The following is a 20,533-nucleotide window of genomic DNA, read 5'->3' on the forward strand; positions in this document are numbered from 1 at the left end:
CACTTGAATACGGCGAGGCCCCGCCTCCTGCTATCTGCAAGAGAACGGGGCCTCATCCTTAAACTGTCAAGTGGGGATCAGCCGGTGTTCTGCAGGCCGGCGGCGACTCCCGAAACGGTGCAGAGGATCAGGTAGATGAAGTCGGCCTGCTGGCTCTTGCTGAGCTCCTCCTTGTCGTTGCGACGACGCAGGGCCCGCAGGGCGCGCACCTGAGTCACCGACAGGGCGTCCACATAGGGAGAGCGGATCCGGATGGCCTGGCCCAGCACGTGGCGGTGCTGCAGGGGCCACTCGTCGCCCACGATCTGCAGAACCCACTTGCGGGTCAGCTCCATCTCCGAGAGGACCTTCTGGCTCAGGTCGTCCCGGTCGCCCAGGGAGAGGTACATCTTGGCGATGCGCTCGTCGGTCTTGGCCAGGCTCATCTCGATGTTGTCGATGAAGGTGCTGAAGAGCGGCCACTCCTCGTAGGCCTGACGCATGGTCTCCAGGTCGCCGAACTTCTCGCAGGCGGTGCCCAGGCCGTACCAGGCGGCCAGGTTGATTCGGGCCTGCGCCCAGGAGAAGACCCAGGGTATGGTCCGCAGATCGTCCAAGGACTTGGCGCCCAGACCGCGCTTGGCCGGCCGGGAGCCGATGGGCAGCAGGCCGATCTCGTTCAGGGGCGTCACGATGGAGAACCAGGGGGCGAAGTCCGGCGTGTGCAGCAGGTCCAGGAAGCGCTCGTGGGCGGCCTGGTCCAGCTTGTCGGCCATGTCCGCGTACTTCTCGGTCATGGTGGTGTTGCGCTCCTCCACGCTGGGCGCGGACTGGAGCAGGGTGGCCGCGGCCACGGACTCGATGTGGCGGATGGCCAGGACCGGGTTGCCGTAGCGGGCGAAGATGACCTCGCCCTGTTCGGTCAGCTTGAACCGGCAGTTGACCGAGCCCACAGGCTGGGCCAGCACAGCACGGTTGGCGGGGCCGCCGCCACGGCCTACGGCGCCGCCGCGTCCGTGGAAGAGGGTCAGGTCGATGCCATGGCTCTCGGCCCACTTGGCGATGCGCTCCTGGGCGGAGTGCAGTGCCAGGGTCGCCGAGACGGGGCCGGCATCCTTGGAGGAGTCGGAGTAGCCCAGCATGACTTCCATCTTGTTGCCGGTCTCCTTGAGCCGGGCCTGGACCTCGGGGATCTTGATGATCTCCTCCAGCACGTCCACTGAGTTCTGCAGATCCTCCAGCTGTTCGAACAGGGGGATCACGTCGATGACGGGCACGTCCTCGGCATGCTCGAAGGCCAGCCGGTTGAGCTCGTAGACGTCCTTGACGTTCTGCGCCGACTTGGTGAAGGAGATGATGTAGCGGCGGGCGGCCTTCTGGCCGTTGCGCTTCTGGATGGCTCCCAGGGCCCGGAAGGTGTCGAGCACCTCGTGGGTCATGGGCTGCAGCTCGCCACGCTCGCCATGCAGGCCGTGCTCGCGGATGTCCTCCAGGGCGCGGGCGTGGACCAGGGAGTGCTGGCGGAACTCCATCTCAACCATGTGGAAGCCGAAGGTCTGGGCCTGCCAGATCAGATCCTGCAGGGGGCCGTAGGCCTGACGGACCGCGCCCGCCTTGGCCAGGGAGTCCTGGACCACTCGCAGGTCGGCGATGAAGTCGTCGCAGTCGGCATACATGAGGTCGGCATCACGCTGGATGGTGGCCTGCAGACGGTCAGCGATGACCAGGACCACGGCCCGGTGCAGTTCGTTGTGCGAGATGGTGGCGGCCCTATCGGTCAGGCGCTCGCTCATCTCCTTCTGGTGGCTCCACAGGCTCCTCAGCTCGGGGCTGGGCGGCGTGGTGGTCACCTCCATGGTCATGTTGCGGCCCACGGTGGTGGTGGCCTTGACCAGGGCCTCAAGCATGTGGTCGGAGAACTTGCGGGCCACCTTGCGCGAGACCTTGGCGGTCACATTGGGGTTGCCGTCGCGGTCGGAACCGATCCAGCTGCCCGGGTGGAAGAAGGCGGGGCAGACGGGCTTGACCATGCCGGCCTTCTTGCCCAGCATCCAGTCGTCGAAGCGGCGGTAGACCTTGGGAATGGTCTCGAAGAGCGTGGCGTCGAAGATGTCCAGGATGGTGTTGGCTTCCTCGACGGGCGTCGGCTTCTTGGCTGCGATGGGCGAGGTGCGGAAGAGGGCGTCGATCTCGTTGTGCAGCAGACGCTCGTTCTCCTCCAGCTCGGAACCGCCCAGACCGCGGCGAACGGCCAGCAGGTTGGCGATGCGCCGGATCTTGCCCTCCACGGCCTTGCGCCTCGCCTCGGTGGGGTGGGCGGTGAAGACGGGGTGGAACTCCAGCTTCTCCAGCAGCTCCGAGGCCTTGGCCGGGCCCATCTCCTGAAGGAGCTGGCTGTAGGCGCTGGTCATCTCGTTGATGGGGTCGGTGCCCTTGACTTTGAGGTCCACCTTGCCCTCGCGCTCATGCAGGACCTTCACCCGGTAGTTCTCCTCGCAGAGGTTGGCCAGGTGGAAGTAGGTGGTCAGGGCGCGGGCCAGCAGCTGGGAATCCTTGACTGAGGTGTCGTCGATCAGGGCCACAGCCTTGGACAGGCCGTCCTCGTCGGGCACGGGGTCCGAGGGGTGGCGGTTGAAGTGCTCGGCGCTGGCCGTCATCACGTCCTCGCGCAGGGAGTCGAAGCGCTTGAGCAGCTGTTGATCGAATTCCCCCAACACATCCCTGAGCAGCCGCAGGCACAAGGCCATGTCCTCATCCAACGATTGAGGCAGCTTGCGTTCCTCCGGGCCCTTGGTTCCGGTGCCGGATGTGACCAGGGTCGCATCGGCAGCCGTGATTTGCTGATTACTATCTGTCATCAGTCCTCCTTGTCGAATCGCAGGTTGCCCGGTCTTCGACCATTCCACGGCTCCTCCGCGGTTATTGGTGGTCGGCGTTGCAGGCCCACAGCCTTCGGTTCGATGGCTCGCGGCCCATTCTAGGACGCTTTCGGGTCGAATACGTTTCATGGTCCCGTGCGGCGGTGCAAGGGCACGTGACCCGGGTGGAGTATGAATGTGGGTGTGAAATTCAAGAGCAGGAGTTCCAAGGACGGCTATCGCGGCAGGACCGCAGCCGAGGTAAGACGGGTCAGCAAGTACCACACCCACTCCATTCCGCTGGATATGGAGGATATCGAACGCGATTACGACAAGCCCATCGTCGAGGCCTGCATAGCGGCCAAGACCAGCCTGATTGTGCGGGTGGGCATGCTGGAGCTGGGGGCCGGCACGGGAAGCTTCCGTGTGCGCGAGATGATGCACAGGATTGCCTACCCCATGGGCGTGCATGTGCGGGCAGATGTGAACCTGACGGACATCGAAGCCACCTGCACTGATGGCGTGTCCCGCATCACCGAGGTGGTGGACCTGCCCACCACCGGGGTCAACACCGAGCGGATCTGGCTGCTGGAGCACTTCGCGGACTGGCTCAGCGTCAAGTGCGGGCAGGCGGGGACCTACCACGCCGTGACGGTGGTCTCCCGGGAGCTGGTGGACAACCTGGACGAGCCGAATGTCTACGCGGCGGCCCGCAAGGCGGTCAAGGAGGTGCTGGCCCAGGACCAGGATGCTGCCGAGGCGCTCAAGGATGCGGTGGCCACCGCCGTACACAACGAGGACGAGATCAGCCAGAACCGGATCGATGCGGCGGCCATAGACACCAGAACGGCCGCCGGTCTGGGCACCGTAGGCTCCACGCCTCGGCCGGAGGATTCCAAAGGCTCCAAGGATTCCAAGGCTGCTTCTGTCTCTGCTTCCGCGTCTGCCGACGCCGTGGCCAAGGATTCGGATTCGAGCGCCGCCGGTTCTGCCGCCGCTGGACCGTCTGCAACCAGCCAAGGGCGCGACTCTGCGTCTGGGCGGCCTGCCTCCTCTGACAAGTCCTCGTCCCCGGAGCCGCAGGCAACGGGCGGCATCACAGTCCGGCAGGCGCACGAACGCCTGGACCTGATCGAGCGGCGTAGACCCCTCTATTCGCCCCTCTTCTCGGGCTTCGCCTCGGCCGTGGCCTGCGCAGCCTTCGTCTTCCTGCTGGGCGGCGGCCCCTATGACATGGCCGGAGCCTTCGTCGGCGCTGGCATAGGCCAGTGGGTGCGCCGTCAGATGCTGGGCAGGCGGATCAACCAGTTCTTCGCCACCGGGGTGGCGGTCATCATCGCCGCCCTGGCCTGTGTCGGCACGTTGAGGCTGGTGGGCATCTTCGACCCGGTGGCCCTCAGGCACGACACGGCTTACATCGGGGCCATCCTCTTCGTCATTCCCGGCTTCCCCCTGGTCACCGGCGGCCTGGACATCGCCAAGCTGGACTTCCCATCCGGGGTGCAGCGCATCACCTACGCCTTCTCGATCATCCTGGTGGCCACGCTGGGTGGCTGGGCCGTGGCTCGGATGGTCATGCTCAACCCCCAGGGCTTTGAACCCATGAACCTGAGCCCCTGGCTGATGGCCGGCCTGCGCATGATTGCGGCCTTCTGCGGGGTCTGGGGCTTCTCGGTCCTCTTCAACTCACCCCAGCGCATGGCCCTGGTGGCCGCCGTCATCGGTGCTCTGACCGACACCATGCGCCTGGAGATGCAGGACCTGCTCCATGTCCCTCCGGAGATGGCCGCCTTCCTGGGTGCCTTCCTGGCCGGCATGCTGGCCACGGTCTGGCGCTCCTCAGTCCGTCACGGCCTGCTGCCGCCCCACCTGGGCTACCCACGAATCAGCCTGACCGTGCCCTCCATCGTCATCATGGTGCCTGGCCTGTATATGTACCGGGCCATGTTCTACCTGGGGCAGTTCAATACGCTCAACGCCCTGGACTGGGCCTTCCGGGCCTTCATGGTCATCATCTGCCTGCCCATCGGCCTGGTCACGGCCCGGGTGCTGACCGACCGCTCCTGGCGGTACGACGTCTAGTAGCGCATGCCCATGGCCGAACGGACCTGATCAAGGGTCTCCTCGGCTATCTGGTTGGCGCGCTTGTTGCCATCGACCAGGATGTCGCGCACGGTGTCCATGTCCTTGGCCAGCTCGGCCCGGCGCTCGCGGTGGGGTGCCAGGAATTCGTTGACCGACTTGGTCACATAGGCCTTGAGGGCGCCCGAGCCGGCATCGCCGATCTCCTCAGCGATGTCCTCGGGCCTTCGGTCGGTCACCAGGCCGGCTGTGGTCAGCAGGGCCGAGACCTGGGGGCGGTTCACAGGATCGAAGGTGATCCTGCGTTCGGAGTCGGTGGGCGACTTGCGAATCAGCTTGGCTGTCTCCTCGGGGGTGGCGCCCAGCATGATGGAGTTGCCGTAGGACTTGCTCATCTTGCGTCCGTCCAGACCCGGAATCTCAGGGGTGTCAGACAGGATGGCATCAGGTTCGGGGAAGACCGGGGCCTGGCCGGGGTAGCGCTCGTCGAAGCGGCGGGCGATGGTCCGGGTCAGCTCCACATGCGGCAGGTTGTCCTTGCCGATGGGAACCACGTTGGCCTTGCAGAAGAGTATGTCGCAGGCTTGGTGGACCGGGTAGGTCAGCAGCAGGCCGGTCAGGGCGTGGCCGCTGGCCTCCATCTCGGACTTGACGGTGGGGTTGCGGTGAAGCTCGGCCTCGGTCACCAGGGAGAGGAAGGGCAGCAGCAGCTGATTCTCTGCGGGGGTGGACGAATGGGTGAAGATCATGGTCTTCTTGGGGTCGATGCCCGCAGCCAGATAGTCCAGCACCAGGTTGAGCACGTTGTCGCGGATGTGCTCGGTGGTGTCCCGGTCGGTGATGACCTGGTAGTCGGCGATGACGATGTTGGTGTGCACGCCGCGATTCTGCATCTGGACGCGCTCGCGGATGGAGCCGAAGTAATGACCCAGGTGGAGCCTGCCGGTCGGGCGGTCGCCGGTCAGCATGGTGTAGCCGCTGGGATTCTTGTCCAGCTCGGCCAGCACCTGGTCGGACCGATGCTTGGCGGCTCTGAAGCTATCGCTGATCTCGTTGCCTGCCGCTGTGACTTCTTCCTGCATGGTCCCACCCTCGTCGTCGTGCCGAATGTCCTTCTGGGAATTGCTTTTATGGTAAAAGTCCGAGCCGACAAGATGCGTAGGTGGTACTCTCATAAATGATGCAAATTCACATTCAAGTTGCCTAAGTGCACGTTACCTGGCGAAGGGGGTCGGATGGGCCGCGGACGTCAGAAGGCTAAGCAGACGAAAATAGCCCGGAAGCTCAAATATCTGACAACGGACACGGATTACGACGAGCTGGCCAAAGAGCTCAGCAGCAAGGAACCCGGAACCAGGGGCAAAGATCCCTTCAAAATGGTTGAAGAGGAATACTCCAAGCCGGATTCTCGCAAATCGGGGGGCCAGGACCCCGAGGACTCCACGGACGATGATCTGGACGATTACGCCCGGTGGGCCGCCGAGGCTGCTGCCAAGGCCACCTCTGGGGAGATGCCGGCCACGCCCAAGCCGCACAAGCGCATACCCATTCCCGTGCCCAGCGCGCTCAAACATCACAAGGATCAGAAGAGCGCATCCAAGGGGTCCGCGAGCAAGTAGCCGGCCGCAGAGGCAGCCGGCCTCATACCAGTGGTAGCAGCTCGTGCAGATCGTCGCGCTCGCCCACAGCGCTGATATGCCCGGCGGCGGTTTCTTCGCTCCAGCTGGTGATGCCGGCGGCCAATCGTAGCCAGACATCCGGGTCCAGTTCAATTACGTCGGGCGGGGTCAGGTTATGCGGGTCGGATGCCGGCCCATCCAGAATCTTGACGGCTCCCCAAGGGGCCACCCTGACCTCTACGCCGGGGCCGGGGGCCTTGATTTCCAGCATGTGCAGGGAATAGCGGACAGCCATGGCTTTGCTGCGCCTAGCTGTTTGTGGGGCCACTGACAGGCGGTCACCCTCCGGGCCCAGATTATTTGCAGCCTCCTTGGCCGCATCCCGCCAGGCCAGGAAATCCCGGCGGCCTTCTTCCATGTCTGCTTCCCGTATGGCACTCATGGCTCCATTGTGACGCGCCGCCCCAACAGGCGTGTCCAGCAGGTTGCGGTCAAGCCAAATTCAGGCATGAAAAAAGGAATCCGTTGCCCTCACGTCCTTGACGCTGGGTCGGATTCCTTCCCGACCGGAACGGTCAGGCCTGTGCGCCCGCTTGCAGAGGGGTTTCGGGATCCTCAGACCCCTTGTCCTCCTCGTCCTTGGCCAGGCCCAGGTCGACTGGCGATGAGCTGTTCTCCCAGGGCTCCTCCCAGGGATCATAATCCGGGTTCTGCTGCTTGTATACGAACAGAGCGACAACGCCGGCCAGCAGCGTGCCGAAGAGCAGTGCAAAGAACTTCCAGCCGTTTGAAGATGAATTCTCCATGTTTGGCTCCTTTCGACGACTTTCGTCGGTCCTGCCCACTTCGACCGACCTAGTCATCATCCTAGTAGAAAGCGGCGAACTGTGGGGCGCATCGGTGCCATTGCGGCACGGAAACCGCACACCCCGGCCGGACGGTCAGGTAAGGTAAGGTTCATGGTCAATGGCACGGGCACCAGTTTCACAGGCGGAGGAAATGGTCGGGGGCCGCTGGGATGGATCCGGCGGTACTGGGGTGACCATGCTCCGGTGGTGACCATAGCCATCACTCTGATCTGCATAGTGGCCTGGGTCATCCAGATGGCCCTGTACCTGCTGGCCCCACTTCGTTATCAACGGCTTTTGCTGGGCTACTGGGCCTTCGTGCCGATTACGGCCATTCATGAGCCCTGGATGTTTGTGACCAACATATTTCTGCACGCCACCAATGTCTCGCACATCCTCTTCAACATGATCACCCTCTGGGTTGTGGGGCCGGTCCTGGAAAATCTGATAGGGCATGGGCGTTTCCTGGTCCTCTACATGATCAGCGGGCTGGGCGGAGACCTGGGACTGATGGTCTATGCGGTCCTGGCGCCCAACGGCTGGGGCACGTCGGCCATAGGGGCCTCGGGCGCGCTCTTCGGGCTCTTCGCCGCCACTCTGGTGGTCTACCGCCGTCTGGGGATTGACATCCTTTCCTTGGTGGTCTGGATGGGCATCAACTTCTGTATGCCCCTGTTCGTGCCCGGCATTGCCTGGCAGGACCACGTTGGTGGGTTCATAGTCGGCGGCCTCTTCATGCTGGCCCTGTTGCACATGGGCCGGCCCGGCTCGCGGGTGCATAGTCTGCTCTCCTGGCTGCTACCCACGTTGATCTTCCTGGCGGCCCTGGTCCTGCTGGCTCTGGGCTGCAACATGTTCAACCCCATGCGCTGAAATCAGTATCTATCTGTTGCTGACCGCCTGTTGTCGACTGCCAACTATTTCGTCCCCTGTTCGGGTCTGGTAATTGATAAATGACATGGATGTCATCTATCCACATTTGTTGACAATCGTGTGGATAACCTGGGAATAAGTAGTCAGAACTGGTGCATATATACCTGTAAAAAGTGAATAAGTGAAGGAAGAACCCAATCAGCAGTAGGGTTGTGGACGCGTGCCTTAGGTCATCCACGTGGAATCCGGGCGATTGTGGATAACTTTGGCTCGAGTCTCGAAATGGTGGATGAATCCGCACATGCCTGACGTAAGGGTGTGGACGGATATACAAAGAACCCCGCAGCCGTGCCTGCGCGGTTGCGGGGTTCTGAAAGAGTGATGCGGCTGGATCAGTGCCACCACATGGTCATGAGGAAGCCGACCAACAGAATGCCAAAGCCCACTGCCAAGTTCCAGTTGCCGATGCCAGGGATGGGGAAGACTTTGCCCATGGTGGAGGAGATGTAGTAAACCACGATCCAGATCAGGCCCACCAGCATCAGCGTGACGAAGAGGGGCACAAACCAGCGCGGATTAGCCTTGGTGTTCTTGATGGTGTCCTCCACGCGGCGGGTGTTCTCTTCCTGACGCTGCACGATGCGGCGCATCTGCGGTGTCATGTGCTTTTTGTCAACGCTCTGGTTGAGCACGGCCTCCACCTTGTCCATGGACAGGCCGTACTCCTCGTCCTCGGCATCCTCGCCAGTGTCGGCGGTCTTGCTCCTGTCCACCGCCTGGTCCTCGTCATCATGGAGTTGATGCTCTGCCATGAGGTTATTCTCCTTCAGTAGATCTACTAAGCCATAGTAGCGGTTAGACTCGAACGTAATACTATCGCAGACGAGGATGAGGGTATGCCTATGACCAGACGGACGGGACGGCACGGTACGCACAGGTCCCTGGTCGGCACAGTGTCTGTGGCTGTGGTGCTGGCCTTGGTCGGGTACATGCTGACCACCAACATCCGCGTCAACAGGACGGTCACGGTCACCTCGGACACGGCCGGATTGGTGGAGGAGCGCGAGAACAAGGCTGGTGAGTTGCGCAAGGACATCAATGACATGAGCTCGCAGATCAACGCGCTGAAGACCCTGACCGATGACAAGGGCAGCTCGGACCAGGCCCGCGAGGACCCCGGCTCGGGCACGGTGCTCAAGGCCGTCCAGGGGCCTGGACTGACGGTGACGCTCAACGATTCCCCGCTCTGGCAGCAGAAGGTGGGCTCCGACGGGTCGACGGCCAACATCAACGATTACGTCATCCATCAGCAGGATGTGGAGAGTGTGGTCAATGCGCTCTGGGCCGGGGGAGCCGAGTCCATGCGGATCCAGGATCAGCGGGTTCTGCCCACTACAGCTGTGCGATGCGTGGGCAATGTGTTGCTGCTGCATGGCCGAAAGTACTCGCCGCCATATAAGATTTCAGCCATAGGACCAGTCGACAGGATGACCAAGTCCCTAAATGCTTCGCCATCCATCCGGATTTACAAGGAGTATGTGAATACGGTAGGTCTGGGTTGGAATGTCGAATCTTCGGATAATCTGAGATTCCCTGAGACGACGGCTGTCCTGCAGCCACTCCAGTACGCATCGCTAGATGAGAAGGCACGGTAAATGACGACAGAGGACTCGGAGAACGACACAACGCCGGTCGATAAACCGGCGGATAAGCGGCGAACCTGGCTGGTGGGCATTGCAGAAATCGTGGGGGAGCTGCTGATCACGCTGGCCGTCGTCTGCGCACTCTACGTGGTCTGGCAGCTCTGGTGGACCGGTGTGCAGTCCGAGCATCAGCAGTTGGAGGCCCGGGCTTCGACCTCCTGGAGCAACCCGGGGTCGGGCGACACCCGCAAGGTGGCCAAGCCTCAGAAAGGGGCGCCCCCGGTGCAGCCCAAGCAGGCCTCCGAGGGTGAACTGATAGCCCAGGCCTACATTCCTCGTTTCGGACAGCATTGGGAGCGCAACGTGGTTCAGGGCACGTCGCCCCGAGAGCTGGCCTACGCGGGATTGGGCCATTACCCCAATACGCAGATGCCGGGCGAGATGGGCAACGTGGCCATTGCAGGACACCGCGCAGGCTATGGTGAGCCGCTGGGCCATGTGGACGAGCTGCGAGTGGGCGATGCCATCGTCCTGCGCACCAAGGATTACTGGTACGTCTACCACTACACCCGCTATAAGATCGTCGCTGCCAACGAGGTCAGTGTTATCGCTCCCAACCCTTATTCGCCCAAAGAGGCTCCTGATCGGCGCATGATCACGCTGACCACCTGTGAGCCCAAGTACACCACGGCCACCCACCGCTGGATCAGCTGGGGCGAATTCGACTACTGGGCCAAAGTGTCCGACGGAGTGCCCAAGGAACTGCTGGGCGACCGCGGCAGCGATGTGGCCTTTGCTGACGACAAGGGCTCGGTCATGGCCAGGCTGGGTTCTCTGCAGCCGGTCTTCCTGGTTTTGGCAGCAGCCTATCTGATCATCTACCTGGCGGCCCTGGCTGCCTGGCGTTACCCCCTGCTGCGGCAGATTCGCAAGGGCGAGAAGCCTCAGCCCATGATCAGCCTCTACGGCTGGCTGCTGCGGCACCAGTCCGGCATAGCTCCGATTCGGTGGCTTCTGCTGATTCTGCTCCTGCTGGCTCTGGCCTGTGCCCTGATGGAGTGGGGCTTCCCATGGCTGGCCAGCAACGTGCCCATGCTCAGACAGATGTCCAACTACTCCACCTTCTGACCTAGGCGGCATGCAAGAGCGGCGGGGCCGCAGGATTCAATGTGATCCGTGGCCCCGCCGCTCATTGTTGCCACAACTTCGCCGACTGCTAGCAGTGACTGTCCAAGGTCTATCTAAGACACTTCTGTGGCCATGGTTTGATAGCCATGAATTTTTGGTCGCAGTCCAGATGACGCCAGTCTGGCGGCCGAGGCGGATTCGTCGCGATGTGGCGATGCGACTTGGCAAGGCCCAGTCCGGAAGTTGTGCATTGGTCGTTATGAACCGGTCGCTGGACCCTGACGTTTAGCTTGGCCGAAGTCATGACCGGGATTTGTGGACGCGAAGTCGCGATTCGCAGCCTAATGGCGTGGCCTGATAGCCATTACTCCGTCCCAGACCGCATTCGCTCTGCCTAGAACGATATGGCCCGGCGGCAAGACTGTGGTCGCCGGGCCATAGGAGTCAGTTGGTGGAGCTGACGGTGGTCACCGTGATGGGGGTGTTGTCGTCCACCTTGCTGCCGGCTCCGGGACTTACAGCGGTCACCTTGTCCGTGTCCTTGCCGACGGAAGTGATCCTGTCGGCGCTGACGCCGCTGTTGGTCAGCTTCTGCCGATAGCTGCCCAAGGTCTCGCCCTGGGAGAAGGGCGGGACGCTAATGGCCGTGGTCAGGGTGATGGTGTCCTTGGACTTGTCGAAGGAGGAACCTGATGCGGGATCCTGGCCGGTGACCACGGCGTTGTCATTGTTGGGACCATTGACTGTTATGTTGACACCCTGGCCCAGGTTGCGTTTAGCCTCGCCCAGGGTCATGCCGACATAATTGCCCAGCTGCATGCCGTTGCTGACGGTGACCGTGATCATGGCTCCCTGCTGGATGGAGGACCCGGCGGCCGGATCGGTGCTGATCACCATGTCCTTGGCCACGGTGTTGGAGGCTTGCTCGCGGATGGTGATGTTGAAGTGCAGACTCTGCAGGATATTGGTCGCGTCGTCCTTGGTCTTGCCAGACAGATCGGGCACCTTGGTCATGCCCGAGGAGATGTAGATCAGGATGCTGGTTCCCTTGGCCACGCTCTGGCCTGCAGCGGGGTCCGTGCGGGTCACATGGTCCTTGGGAACGTCCTGGCTGTCTTCCACGGAGGCGGCGGGGGAGACCTTGAATCCGGCCTTCTCCAGGGCGCTGCGGGCCTCCTGCTGGGTCATGCCCTTGACGTCGGGGATGGCCGTGTCCTTGGGCCCGGAGGAGAACCAGACGGTCACTGTGGAGCCCTTGGGAGCCATGCTCCCGCCCTTGGGGCTCTGCTTGGTGAAGGTTCCCTTGGGCTCGGCCGAGTCGTTGTCTTCCTTCTCCTGGTAGTGGAAGCCTGCGGCAGTGACCTTCTCACGGGCGAGGATTCGCGACATCTGCGCGTTGATGGTAGGCACCTCGGCCATCGGATGGCGGTTTCGGCCCAGGACGTTCCACGTGCCCAGTCCGACGAGCACCAGGACCAAAGCCGCCACGATGGCGCCGATGATGATCTTCTTGCGCCGTTTGGACTTCTTCTGGGCCGCCTTGGTGGCCGTGCGCTCCGCTGTGGCAACATCGGTGGCAGCGGCCGGGTTGAGCGGGTCCTGAACAGGGTTGAAGGCCTGGGTGGCGGCCGTCTCCTCTTCGGTCAGTGGCATGGTGGCCGTTTCGGTGCCCTGCTCGGCGTCCTTGCGGGCCTTGACATTGGCCAGGTCGGTCAGCGGGTTGAAGGCGGCAGCCACCGGGGTCCCGCCGTTCATGAAGGCCAGGATGTCGCTCTTGAAGGCGGCGGCCGTGGCGTAACGGTTCTGGCGGTCCTTGGCCATGGCCTTGGCGCAGATGGAATCCCACATCTTCGGCAGGCCGGGCACGATGGTGCTGGGCGGGGTGGCCACCTCGGTGACGTGCTGGTAGGCGATGGCCACGGCCGAATCCCCGTTGAAGGGCGGCCGTCCGGTCAGCATCTCGTAGAGGACGCAGCCGGCCGAGTAGAGGTCGGAGCGCATGTCCACGCTCTCGCCACGGGCCTGCTCAGGGCTCAGGTACTGGGCCGTGCCCACCACACCCTGGGACTGGGTCATCGTGGCGGCCGAATCGTCCATGGCCCGGGCGATGCCGAAGTCCATGACCTTGACGATGCCCTGTTCCGAGATCATGATGTTGCCGGGCTTGATGTCCCGGTGGATGACGCCCATGTGGTGGGAGTAGTCCAGGGCGCTGAGCATGCCCAGCATGACCTGCTCGCTGTCGCGCTGGCTCAGGGCCCCGTTCTCCTTGAGGATGGAGCGCAGGGTCTGGCCCTTGACGTACTCCATGACCAGGTAGGGCACCCGCTCATGGTTGCCCTGGTCGTCGGTCAGTATCTCCTCGCCCGAGTCGTAGATGGAGACGATGTTGGGGTTGTTGAGCAGCGCGACCGAGTGGGCCTCCCGCCGGAACCGCGATAGGAAGACCTCGTCGTTGGCCAGATCGGACCGCATGATCTTGACCGCGACCGTCCTTCCCAGACGCGTGTCCACAGCCTTGTGGACCTCGGCCATGCCACCGCGTCCGATCAGCTGTCCCAGACGGTAGCGTCCGTCCGCTAGGGACGGCGGCAGTGTGATGCTCATAGGGTATCCCCTCCGTTCGTCGCTTCAAGGCCGCGCTGTGCGCTTCCTTCTCCATAGTGCCCCCAGAAGGGCCTGAAGATGTCTTTTGCCGCGTGTGGCCTGCTCATAATGCGTCTAGGCATGGGTGCGCGCGGGTCGATGACCTCCGTCTCGCCCAGCTGCTGGTCCAGCAGCCGTTGCTCGATCCTGGCCAGTGTGTGCGAGACCACCAAGGCATTCGCCGGGCGGTCTCGCGGGTCCTTGGCCAGCATGGACATGACGAAGTTCATGAGTTGGTTGTCCACCGAGTTAGGCAGCGGTGGCACAGGGTCGTTGACGTGTGCTGCGGCGATGTCCACCGGGGTGGCGCCAGTGAAAGGTCGGTGCCCGCAGAGTCCCTCATAGGCCACCACACCCAGGGAGTAGATGTCGGACTGGGGCGTGGCCTGGAGGCCCTGGGCCTGCTCGGGAGAGATGTACTGGGCCGTGCCCACCACCATGCCGTCCTGGGTGATCTGCCCCTGGTTGGTGGAGTAGGAGACCCCGAAGTCGGTGATCTTGACCTCGCCGGTGTCGGAAACCATGATGTTGGCCGGCTTGACGTCCCGATGGATGACCCCGTGCGAGTGGGCCACGTAGAGCCCCCGGGCCGTCTGTATCAGGATGGGCAGCAGCTCGATGGGGTCCAGGGCGCCCCGTTCCCGGTAGATGTCCGCCAGGGATTGGCTGGGCACGTACTCCATGATCAGGAATCCGATGCCATCGTGCTCGTAGTACTCGAAGAGGGCGGCGATATTGGGGTGGGCCAGGTTGGCGGAATTGTGCGCTTCGGCCCTTAGCCGCAGCAGCTTGGACTCCTCGTTGGTCAGGTCCTCGCGCAGGGCCTTGATGGCCACCACGCGGCCCAGTTCTATGTCGTAGCCCTTCCAGACTTCGCCCATGCCCCCTTGGGCCAGGCGGCGGTCCAGACGGTACCTTCGATGGATGAGCTGTCCCTGTACTAATTTCACTTGGCAGCCTCCTGCATGACGCGTTTCATGATCGGCCCGGCGGCATCTATGCCGTAGGAGGAGATTCCATGCACTACAACGGCTACGGCTACCTTGGGCTTGTCGGCCGGAGCGAATCCTATCATCCACCCGTCATTTGCCGTATTGCCCGCACCGATTTGAGCCGTGCCGGACTTGGCCGCCACCTGCATGCCGGGGATGGCCAGATTCGGGTAACTCTTGGTGGTCACTGCCTCCATCATGGTGGTCAAGGCCTTGGCGGTGTCTGATGAGAAGGCCTGTGAGTAGACCGAGGGCGTTGTCTCGCTGATGACGCTCAGGTCGCTGGAGCGCACCCGGTCCACCAGGGTCGGCTGCATGAGCTTGCCGCCGTTGGCCACGGCAGCGGCCGTCATGGCAGCCTGCAGAGGTGTGGAAAGGGTGTCCCCCTGGCCAATGGAGGCCAGGGCCAGCCGGTCCTGGGACTGATCCTCGGGGAATTTGGAGGCCACGGCCTTCATGGGCCGTCCTGTGGAGTTGGTCCCGTCCAGGGTGATGGTGGAGCCGTAGCCGAACTTGCGGGCCTGCTCGGCCAGCGTCTTGTCGCCCAGGGCGACCCCCAGCTGGGAGAAGGCCGTGTTGGACGAGTAGGCCAGGGCGTTCTCCAGGCTGATCTTGCCGTTGGACCCGTTGCCCGCAGAAGTGGAGTTTGTCAGTTTGTAATTGGTGCCAGGCAGGGTGTATGAGGCTCCGGCCGGCAGTTGGCTGTCAGGGTGATACTGGCCGGACTCCAGTGCGGCGGCGGCAACAACCACCTTGAAGGTGGACCCGGGCGGATACAGCTGCGAGGTGGCGCGGTTGAGCATGGGGTTGTCGGAACGGGAGGCCAGCTTCTGGTAGGCCTGGGAGGCATCGCCGCTGTCGTGGGCGGTCAGGTCTTCGGGGTTGTAGCTCGGCGTGCTGACCATGGTCAGGATGCGGCCTGTGGAGGGCTCGATGGCCACCACCGAACCGGACAAGTTGCCCAACATGGCGTAGGCGGCCTCCTGCATCTTGGGATTGATGGAGGTCTCGATGGAGGCGCCCTTGTTCTGGGTGCCGGTGAAGAGGGACTTGAGCCGGTCCATCCACAGGCTGTCGGACTGGCCACTCAGCAGGCGGTCGCGCGAGGCCTCGATTCCCCGGTCTGCCGGGCTGGTGATGGAGTAGTAACCGGTGATGGGCGAGTAGACGGCTCCCTTGTGGTAGTGCCGCTGGTACTGGAAGGAGTCGTTGATGGGGTCGGACTGGGCCATGACGGCTCCATCCGATGTCAGGATGGCCCCCCTGGGCGCCGCATACTCGTGATAGAGGGCGCGCAGATTGCGGGGGTCCGAGTTAAGGTTGCCCGCCCGGATCACCATGATGATGGAGCTGGAAAGCCCCAGGATGACGAAGAGGACGATGACGGCGTTGAAGAGTTGACGCAGGGCCTTGTTCACTGCCCACCTCCTCGCACCTGGCGGACGGGGATACGGCCGGTGGCTGGCAGGTCGGTCTCCTCATCCTGATTGGCCTGCTCTTCTTGCCCTGCATGACGACCGTGGGACTCTTGGTCGTCGAAGTCCGAATCGGAGTCCGAGTCGCCCTGTCCGCTACGCTTGCTGGTCTCCTGCTGACGCAGCACGGCCAGGGCTTCGTACTTGAAGGTGTCCGAGCTGACCTCCGGCGCAGGCTTGTTGGCCGCGTTGGAGATGATGATCAGCAGGACGGCCAGGATGCAGTTGGCCACCAGGCTGGAGCCACCCGCCGCCATGTATGGCATGGTCAGGCCGGTCAGGGGGATGACCAGGGTGATGCCACCCACCACGGTGAAGACCTGGAAGGCCATGGTGAAGACCAGGCCGGAGGCCAGGAGCTTGCCGAAGCCGTCCTTGATCTTCATGGCCGTGATCATGCCCGAGGCCACGATGACCAGGTAGAGGGCCAGGACCACCAGCAGGCCGCTCAGCCCCAGCTCCTCGCCCACCGAGGTGTAGATGAAGTCGGAGTTGGCCAGGGGGGTGATCCAGGGGCGTCCCTGGCCCAGGCCGGTGCCTGTCAGCCCGCCGGCAGCCAGGCCGAAGATGCCGCGCACCAGCTGGCCGGACCCGCCGAAGGCCTTGCCGAACTCAGCGTCGCTGAAGGGGTGCAGCCAGGCGTCCACACGGGCACCCACATGGGCGAAGATCATGGACGCCGCCACAGCTCCGATGACGAAGAAGACCGAGCCTATGGCGATCCAGCTGGTGCGGCCGGTGGCCACATAGAGCATGGAGACGAACATGGCGAAGTACATCAGCGAGGTACCCAGATCATGCTGGATGACCAGGACGGCCAGCGAAATAAGCCAGACGATGATGATGGGTCCAAAGTCCTTGATTCGGGGCATCCGCATGCCCAGGAACTTCTTGCCGCCCACGGCCAGCTGGTCCCGGTGGTCGAACAGGTAGGCGGCGAAGAAGAAGGCCAGGAAGAGCTTGGCGAATTCGCCGGGCTGCAGGGTGTGCGACCCTACGCCTATCCAGATGCGGGCGCCGCCGATCTCACGTCCGATGCCGGGCAGCATGGGCGACAGGAGCAGAACCAGGCCCACCACCATGCTCACATAGGAGAAGCGGCGCAGCAGCCTGTAGTCCCGGAGCAGTACCACCAGCAGTCCGCACAGAACCAGGGCCAGGCACAGCCAGATCAGCTGGGTGAAGCCCACCCGTGTGGGCTGGCCGATCCGGGCGTTGCGCAGATCTATGCGGGTGATCAGGGTTATGCCCAGAGAGCTCAGGATGACGATGCTGGGCAGGATGGCCTGGCTGCCATAGGGCTGGAAAATCTCCAGCAGGACCCAGAGGGCGATGAAGAGAGCAGCGGTGACTGCCAGCAGGGCAGCGTAATCACCGGGGAAGCGGCCCGCCGCACGGGCGAACATCTGGAAGAAGCCGATGAACCCCACCAGCAGGGAGAAGAGCAGAAGGCCTATGCGGCGCAGACGGGTGATAATCATGACTATTGCCGCTCGCTCTGGTCGGTTTCCGACGGTGAGGGCGAGGCTGAAGGAGAAGTCGATGCCTGGTCGGACTCGTCCTTGGCCTCCTTGGCTTGCTCGCGTTTGAGGTCGCCGGCCTCCTTACGGATCAATCTGGCGTGCTCCTTGGCATCGTCCATGCTGGAGACGGTGATGCCCTCTTCCAGCTGGTCACGCCAGGACTGAGGCAGTCCCTTGACGGCGATGTCCGTGGTCTGCACCGGGTGGGACAGCGAGAGGGCAAAGGCCTTGGTGGGCACGCCCTGGTAGATGGCCACTCGGCCCTGGTCAGTGCCCAGGTAGTACTGTTCCTGGCTCCAGCGGTAGGCAGCCGCCGTGCCTCCGGCCAGGGCGAGGATCACCAGGGTGATGATGCCGGCCAGGATCAGCCGAATCCGCCGGTGCCGTGAGCGCTGGCGCTTGCGCTGCTCCAGGTGTTCCTTGTGGATGGCGTCGGCCACGTCCGGGTCGTAGGGATCGGCTGAGTCCGAACCGTCCTTCTTGTGGACGATGGGGATCTCGCTGGTGTCGGGCACATGCCGTTCGCCGCTCTCCTCGCGGGCAGCCGAGGGCTGGGCGGTGCGGCCTTCGTCATCCTCGTCCTCCTGCTTGTCGACATCCCGGTCCTGGGCCAGGTCGGCGGCCCGCTTGGCGGGGGACTCCCGGGACTCGTCGCGCAGACGCGGTGCGGCCGCTACGGGCTCATCCAGGATGTCGGCCAGGGCCTCCAGGTTGGAGCTGGCTGCGCCACCGACCAGAGGAGTCTGATGGGGCAGATCGAAGGCATCGGCATCCAGAGCCAGCGTGGCATCGGCGATGACCACGGTCACGTTGTCGGTGCTGCCGGCCTTCAGGGCGAAGGTGACCAGCTGCTGAGCGCACTCCGCCTGGTCCGAGACCGAGGACAGCACTTCGGCGATGGTCGAGTCCTCCAGAACGCCGCAGAGGCCGTCCGAGCAGATCATCCAGCGGTCCGCGGGCAGGGCCTTGGATATGGAGATGTCCGGGCGGGGGTCGATGTCGAAGTCCCCCAGTACCCGCATGACCACGTTGCGCTGAGGGTGGTTGCGGGCTTCGGCCGGGGAGATGCGGCCGGTGTCGATCAGATGTTGCACGTAGGAGTGGTCCTGGGTCATCCGAATCAGCTTGCCCTCCCGAAGGAGGTAGCCTCGGGAGTCGCCGATATGGGCCAGCACCCAGGAGTCGTCGGCCAGAGCCAGGGCCGTGACCGTGGTGCCCATGCCCGACAGGCGGTGTTCTCGCTTGGCTTTGCCCACGATGGCGTCATGGGCGGCGATGACCGAGGTCTCCATCATCCGGGCCAGGGACTGCACGTCCTGCTCCCGGTCGTCGCGTTCGATGTGGGCCAGGGATCGGATGGCTATGGTTGAGGCTGTATCCCCGCCTGCGTGGCCGCCCATGCCGTCGCACATGGCCACAAGGCGCTCACCGGCGAAGGCGGAATCCTGGTTGTTGCTGCGCACGTACCCCACGTCTGAAACCGCCGTGGAATAGAGGAACAGCTTTTGGCTCGCATCGTTCCTGGTCATGGGCGGCTACCTCAACTCGAAGGTGGTGGCTCCGATGCGCACGGGAACCTCCGCCGGTAGGATTGTCGGCGCCGTGATTTTCTGTCCCGAGACGACGGTGCCGTTGGTGGACCCCAGATCCTCGATGGCCCATCGGCCCGATGCGGGATCCTGGTAGACCCGCGCATGATGGCCGGAGACGAACTCGTCGTCCAGCACCAGGGTGTTCGAGGAGGAGCGGCCCAGGGTGATGGGTCGTCCGGACAGCGGCGTGGAGGAGCCGGCCAGAGGTCCGTCGATAACCACCAGCAGGGAGGGTTCATCGCTTGCAGGCTCTGTCTTGCTGACCGGGGCGATAGGCACGGATCTGGCGGCCGCCGGCAGCTTGCGCTGGGCTGCGCGTTCGCTGCGTCGGCGGGTATGAGAGGTCTTGGGGCTGAAGGTTTCGATGTCTTTGCGGAGTGAACGGATGGCCAGCCATACGAATACCCATAACAGAGCCAGGAATCCGTATTTGAGGATGGCGAATGTCAGTTCAGTCAGCATAATGATTCGACCTTACTTCAAGGTCTGGGCGACTTACGAATCCTGTTCCTGCGACGATGCCCAGTAAAGGATGCGGGTACGGCCGATGGTGATGGTATTGCCGTCCAGCAGGGTGGCTGCGGGTACCTGATGCCCCTCTACATAGGTGCCGTTGGTGGACCCCAGATCGCGGGCTACCACGCCCTTGTCGGTGATCTCGATCTGCAGGTGTCGGCGGGAGATGCCTGCGTCGTCGATGACGATGTCGCAGGAGGATCCACGGCCGATGGTGGTGATGGGGGCGGTCAGCAGGTACTGGCGGCCGTTGATTTCCAACACCGGGCAGTCCTTGGACTCTTCGGGTGTGGTCACGGGTGCCGCGTTGCCCTGGACCGACTCGGCAGACAGGTGGAAGTCGCCCTTGTTCAGGTTGAGGTCCTCCTCGAAGATGACCACGACCGGGCCGACGAAGGCATAGTGCTGGCTCTCGGCGTACTTGGTCAGGTTGTCTGCCAGCTCGTTGGCCAGAGCCTCCGAGCCCCACTGCTCGATGCGGTCGAAGTCTGGGGTGGATAGTCTGAATCGATACTCGTTGGGCGCCACGGTACGGTCGCGACCGACGGGCATGGCCTGTGAGTCTATCTCACGCTCGAGGGCGCTCGACAGGTCGACGGGCTGTAGGTCCTTGGAGCCGAACTTCGAGAAGACACCGTTAACGGCGCCTTCCACGCTCTTCTCGAAACGATCGAGAACGCTCATAGTCATCCCTTTCCATATAACCCTTTCATAGTACGTGACCCTGCCGGAAGGGGGTAATGGGCGGTCGGATGCTTG

17 protein-coding genes are annotated in these 20,533 nt (G+C 63.3%); 5 read left to right on the forward strand and 12 right to left on the reverse strand.

Annotation, left to right across the window (positions count from 1 at the left end):
* Positions 1-77: 77 nt before the first annotated feature.
* Positions 78-2,837, reverse strand: coding sequence for a phosphoenolpyruvate carboxylase (locus AACP62_RS07880; protein WP_339347575.1), 2,760 nt, complete (start codon positions 2,835-2,837; stop codon positions 78-80).
* Between the two features lie 306 nt (positions 2,838-3,143).
* Here AACP62_RS07880 and AACP62_RS07885 point away from each other — a divergent pair, with 306 nt between their 5' ends.
* Entirely contained in the window at positions 3,144-4,919 is a 1,776-nt protein-coding gene (locus tag AACP62_RS07885; protein WP_339347653.1) for a threonine/serine exporter family protein, read from the forward strand.
* On the opposite strand, the gene trpS is transcribed toward AACP62_RS07885, so the two are convergent.
* Positions 4,916-6,001, reverse strand: a complete 1,086-nt coding sequence (trpS, locus tag AACP62_RS07890) for a tryptophan--tRNA ligase (protein ID WP_339347576.1) — start codon at positions 5,999-6,001, stop codon at positions 4,916-4,918. The genes AACP62_RS07885 and trpS overlap by 4 nt on opposite strands.
* 153 nt (positions 6,002-6,154) lie before the next feature.
* Here trpS and AACP62_RS07895 point away from each other — a divergent pair, with 153 nt between their 5' ends.
* The gene (locus AACP62_RS07895; RefSeq protein WP_198206367.1) at positions 6,155-6,538 is read left to right on the forward strand and encodes a DUF3073 domain-containing protein; all 384 of its coding nucleotides are present in this window, start codon (positions 6,155-6,157) and stop codon (positions 6,536-6,538) included.
* A gap of 22 nt (positions 6,539-6,560) precedes the next feature.
* On the opposite strand, the gene AACP62_RS07900 is transcribed toward AACP62_RS07895, so the two are convergent.
* Together AACP62_RS07900 and AACP62_RS07905 are read right to left on the reverse strand one after the other, a co-directional pair.
* Positions 6,561-6,980 (reverse strand): sterol carrier family protein, encoded by a 420-nt coding sequence (locus AACP62_RS07900; protein ID WP_029679057.1) that lies wholly within the window; start codon positions 6,978-6,980, stop codon positions 6,561-6,563.
* A gap of 133 nt (positions 6,981-7,113) precedes the next feature.
* Complete coding sequence (locus AACP62_RS07905; protein ID WP_015021110.1) at positions 7,114-7,344, reverse strand: hypothetical protein; 231 nt, start codon at positions 7,342-7,344, stop codon at positions 7,114-7,116.
* 153 nt (positions 7,345-7,497) lie between these two features.
* On the opposite strand from AACP62_RS07905, the gene AACP62_RS07910 reads away from it, so the two are divergent.
* The gene (locus tag AACP62_RS07910; protein ID WP_339347577.1) at positions 7,498-8,259 is read left to right on the forward strand and encodes a rhomboid family intramembrane serine protease; all 762 of its coding nucleotides are present in this window, start codon (positions 7,498-7,500) and stop codon (positions 8,257-8,259) included.
* Positions 8,260-8,651: 392 nt separating this feature from the next.
* On the opposite strand, the gene crgA is transcribed toward AACP62_RS07910, so the two are convergent.
* On the reverse strand, positions 8,652-9,071 hold the full coding sequence (gene crgA / locus AACP62_RS07915) for a cell division protein CrgA (RefSeq protein WP_029679054.1): 420 nt from the start codon (positions 9,069-9,071) through the stop codon (positions 8,652-8,654).
* Between the two features lie 90 nt (positions 9,072-9,161).
* On the opposite strand from crgA, the gene AACP62_RS07920 reads away from it, so the two are divergent.
* Together AACP62_RS07920 and AACP62_RS07925 are read left to right on the forward strand one after the other, a co-directional pair.
* Positions 9,162-9,914, forward strand: a complete 753-nt coding sequence (locus AACP62_RS07920; protein ID WP_339347655.1) for a DUF881 domain-containing protein — start codon at positions 9,162-9,164, stop codon at positions 9,912-9,914.
* On the forward strand, positions 9,915-11,030 hold the full coding sequence (locus AACP62_RS07925) for a class E sortase (RefSeq protein WP_339347580.1): 1,116 nt from the start codon (positions 9,915-9,917) through the stop codon (positions 11,028-11,030). It begins immediately after the preceding gene.
* 444 nt (positions 11,031-11,474) lie between these two features.
* On the opposite strand, the gene pknB is transcribed toward AACP62_RS07925, so the two are convergent.
* Genes pknB through AACP62_RS07960 form a run of 7 tightly spaced genes read right to left on the reverse strand, consistent with a single transcriptional unit; the run spans position 11,475 to position 20,458 of the window.
* Positions 11,475-13,637 (reverse strand): Stk1 family PASTA domain-containing Ser/Thr kinase, encoded by a 2,163-nt coding sequence (gene pknB / locus AACP62_RS07930; RefSeq protein WP_198206363.1) that lies wholly within the window; start codon positions 13,635-13,637, stop codon positions 11,475-11,477.
* Complete coding sequence (locus tag AACP62_RS07935; RefSeq protein ID WP_198206362.1) at positions 13,634-14,626, reverse strand: serine/threonine-protein kinase; 993 nt, start codon at positions 14,624-14,626, stop codon at positions 13,634-13,636. The genes pknB and AACP62_RS07935 overlap by 4 nt, the downstream gene beginning before the upstream one ends.
* Positions 14,623-16,086, reverse strand: a complete 1,464-nt coding sequence (locus AACP62_RS07940) for a peptidoglycan D,D-transpeptidase FtsI family protein (protein WP_339347583.1) — start codon at positions 16,084-16,086, stop codon at positions 14,623-14,625. Before AACP62_RS07940 ends, AACP62_RS07935 begins: the two co-directional genes overlap by 4 nt.
* Complete coding sequence (locus AACP62_RS07945; protein WP_339347584.1) at positions 16,083-17,624, reverse strand: FtsW/RodA/SpoVE family cell cycle protein; 1,542 nt, start codon at positions 17,622-17,624, stop codon at positions 16,083-16,085. Before AACP62_RS07945 ends, AACP62_RS07940 begins: the two co-directional genes overlap by 4 nt.
* A gap of 2 nt (positions 17,625-17,626) precedes the next feature.
* Positions 17,627-19,195 (reverse strand): PP2C family protein-serine/threonine phosphatase, encoded by a 1,569-nt coding sequence (locus AACP62_RS07950; RefSeq protein WP_339347585.1) that lies wholly within the window; start codon positions 19,193-19,195, stop codon positions 17,627-17,629.
* Between the two features lie 6 nt (positions 19,196-19,201).
* Positions 19,202-19,717, reverse strand: coding sequence for an FHA domain-containing protein FhaB/FipA (locus tag AACP62_RS07955; RefSeq protein ID WP_373564724.1), 516 nt, complete (start codon positions 19,715-19,717; stop codon positions 19,202-19,204).
* Between the two features lie 36 nt (positions 19,718-19,753).
* Entirely contained in the window at positions 19,754-20,458 is a 705-nt protein-coding gene (locus AACP62_RS07960) for an FHA domain-containing protein (protein WP_015021121.1), read from the reverse strand.
* Positions 20,459-20,533: the final 75 nt, after the last annotated feature.

It is taken from the genome of Bifidobacterium apis (assembly GCF_036986835.1).
Taxonomy (GTDB): domain Bacteria; phylum Actinomycetota; class Actinomycetes; order Actinomycetales; family Bifidobacteriaceae; genus Bombiscardovia; species Bombiscardovia apis_A.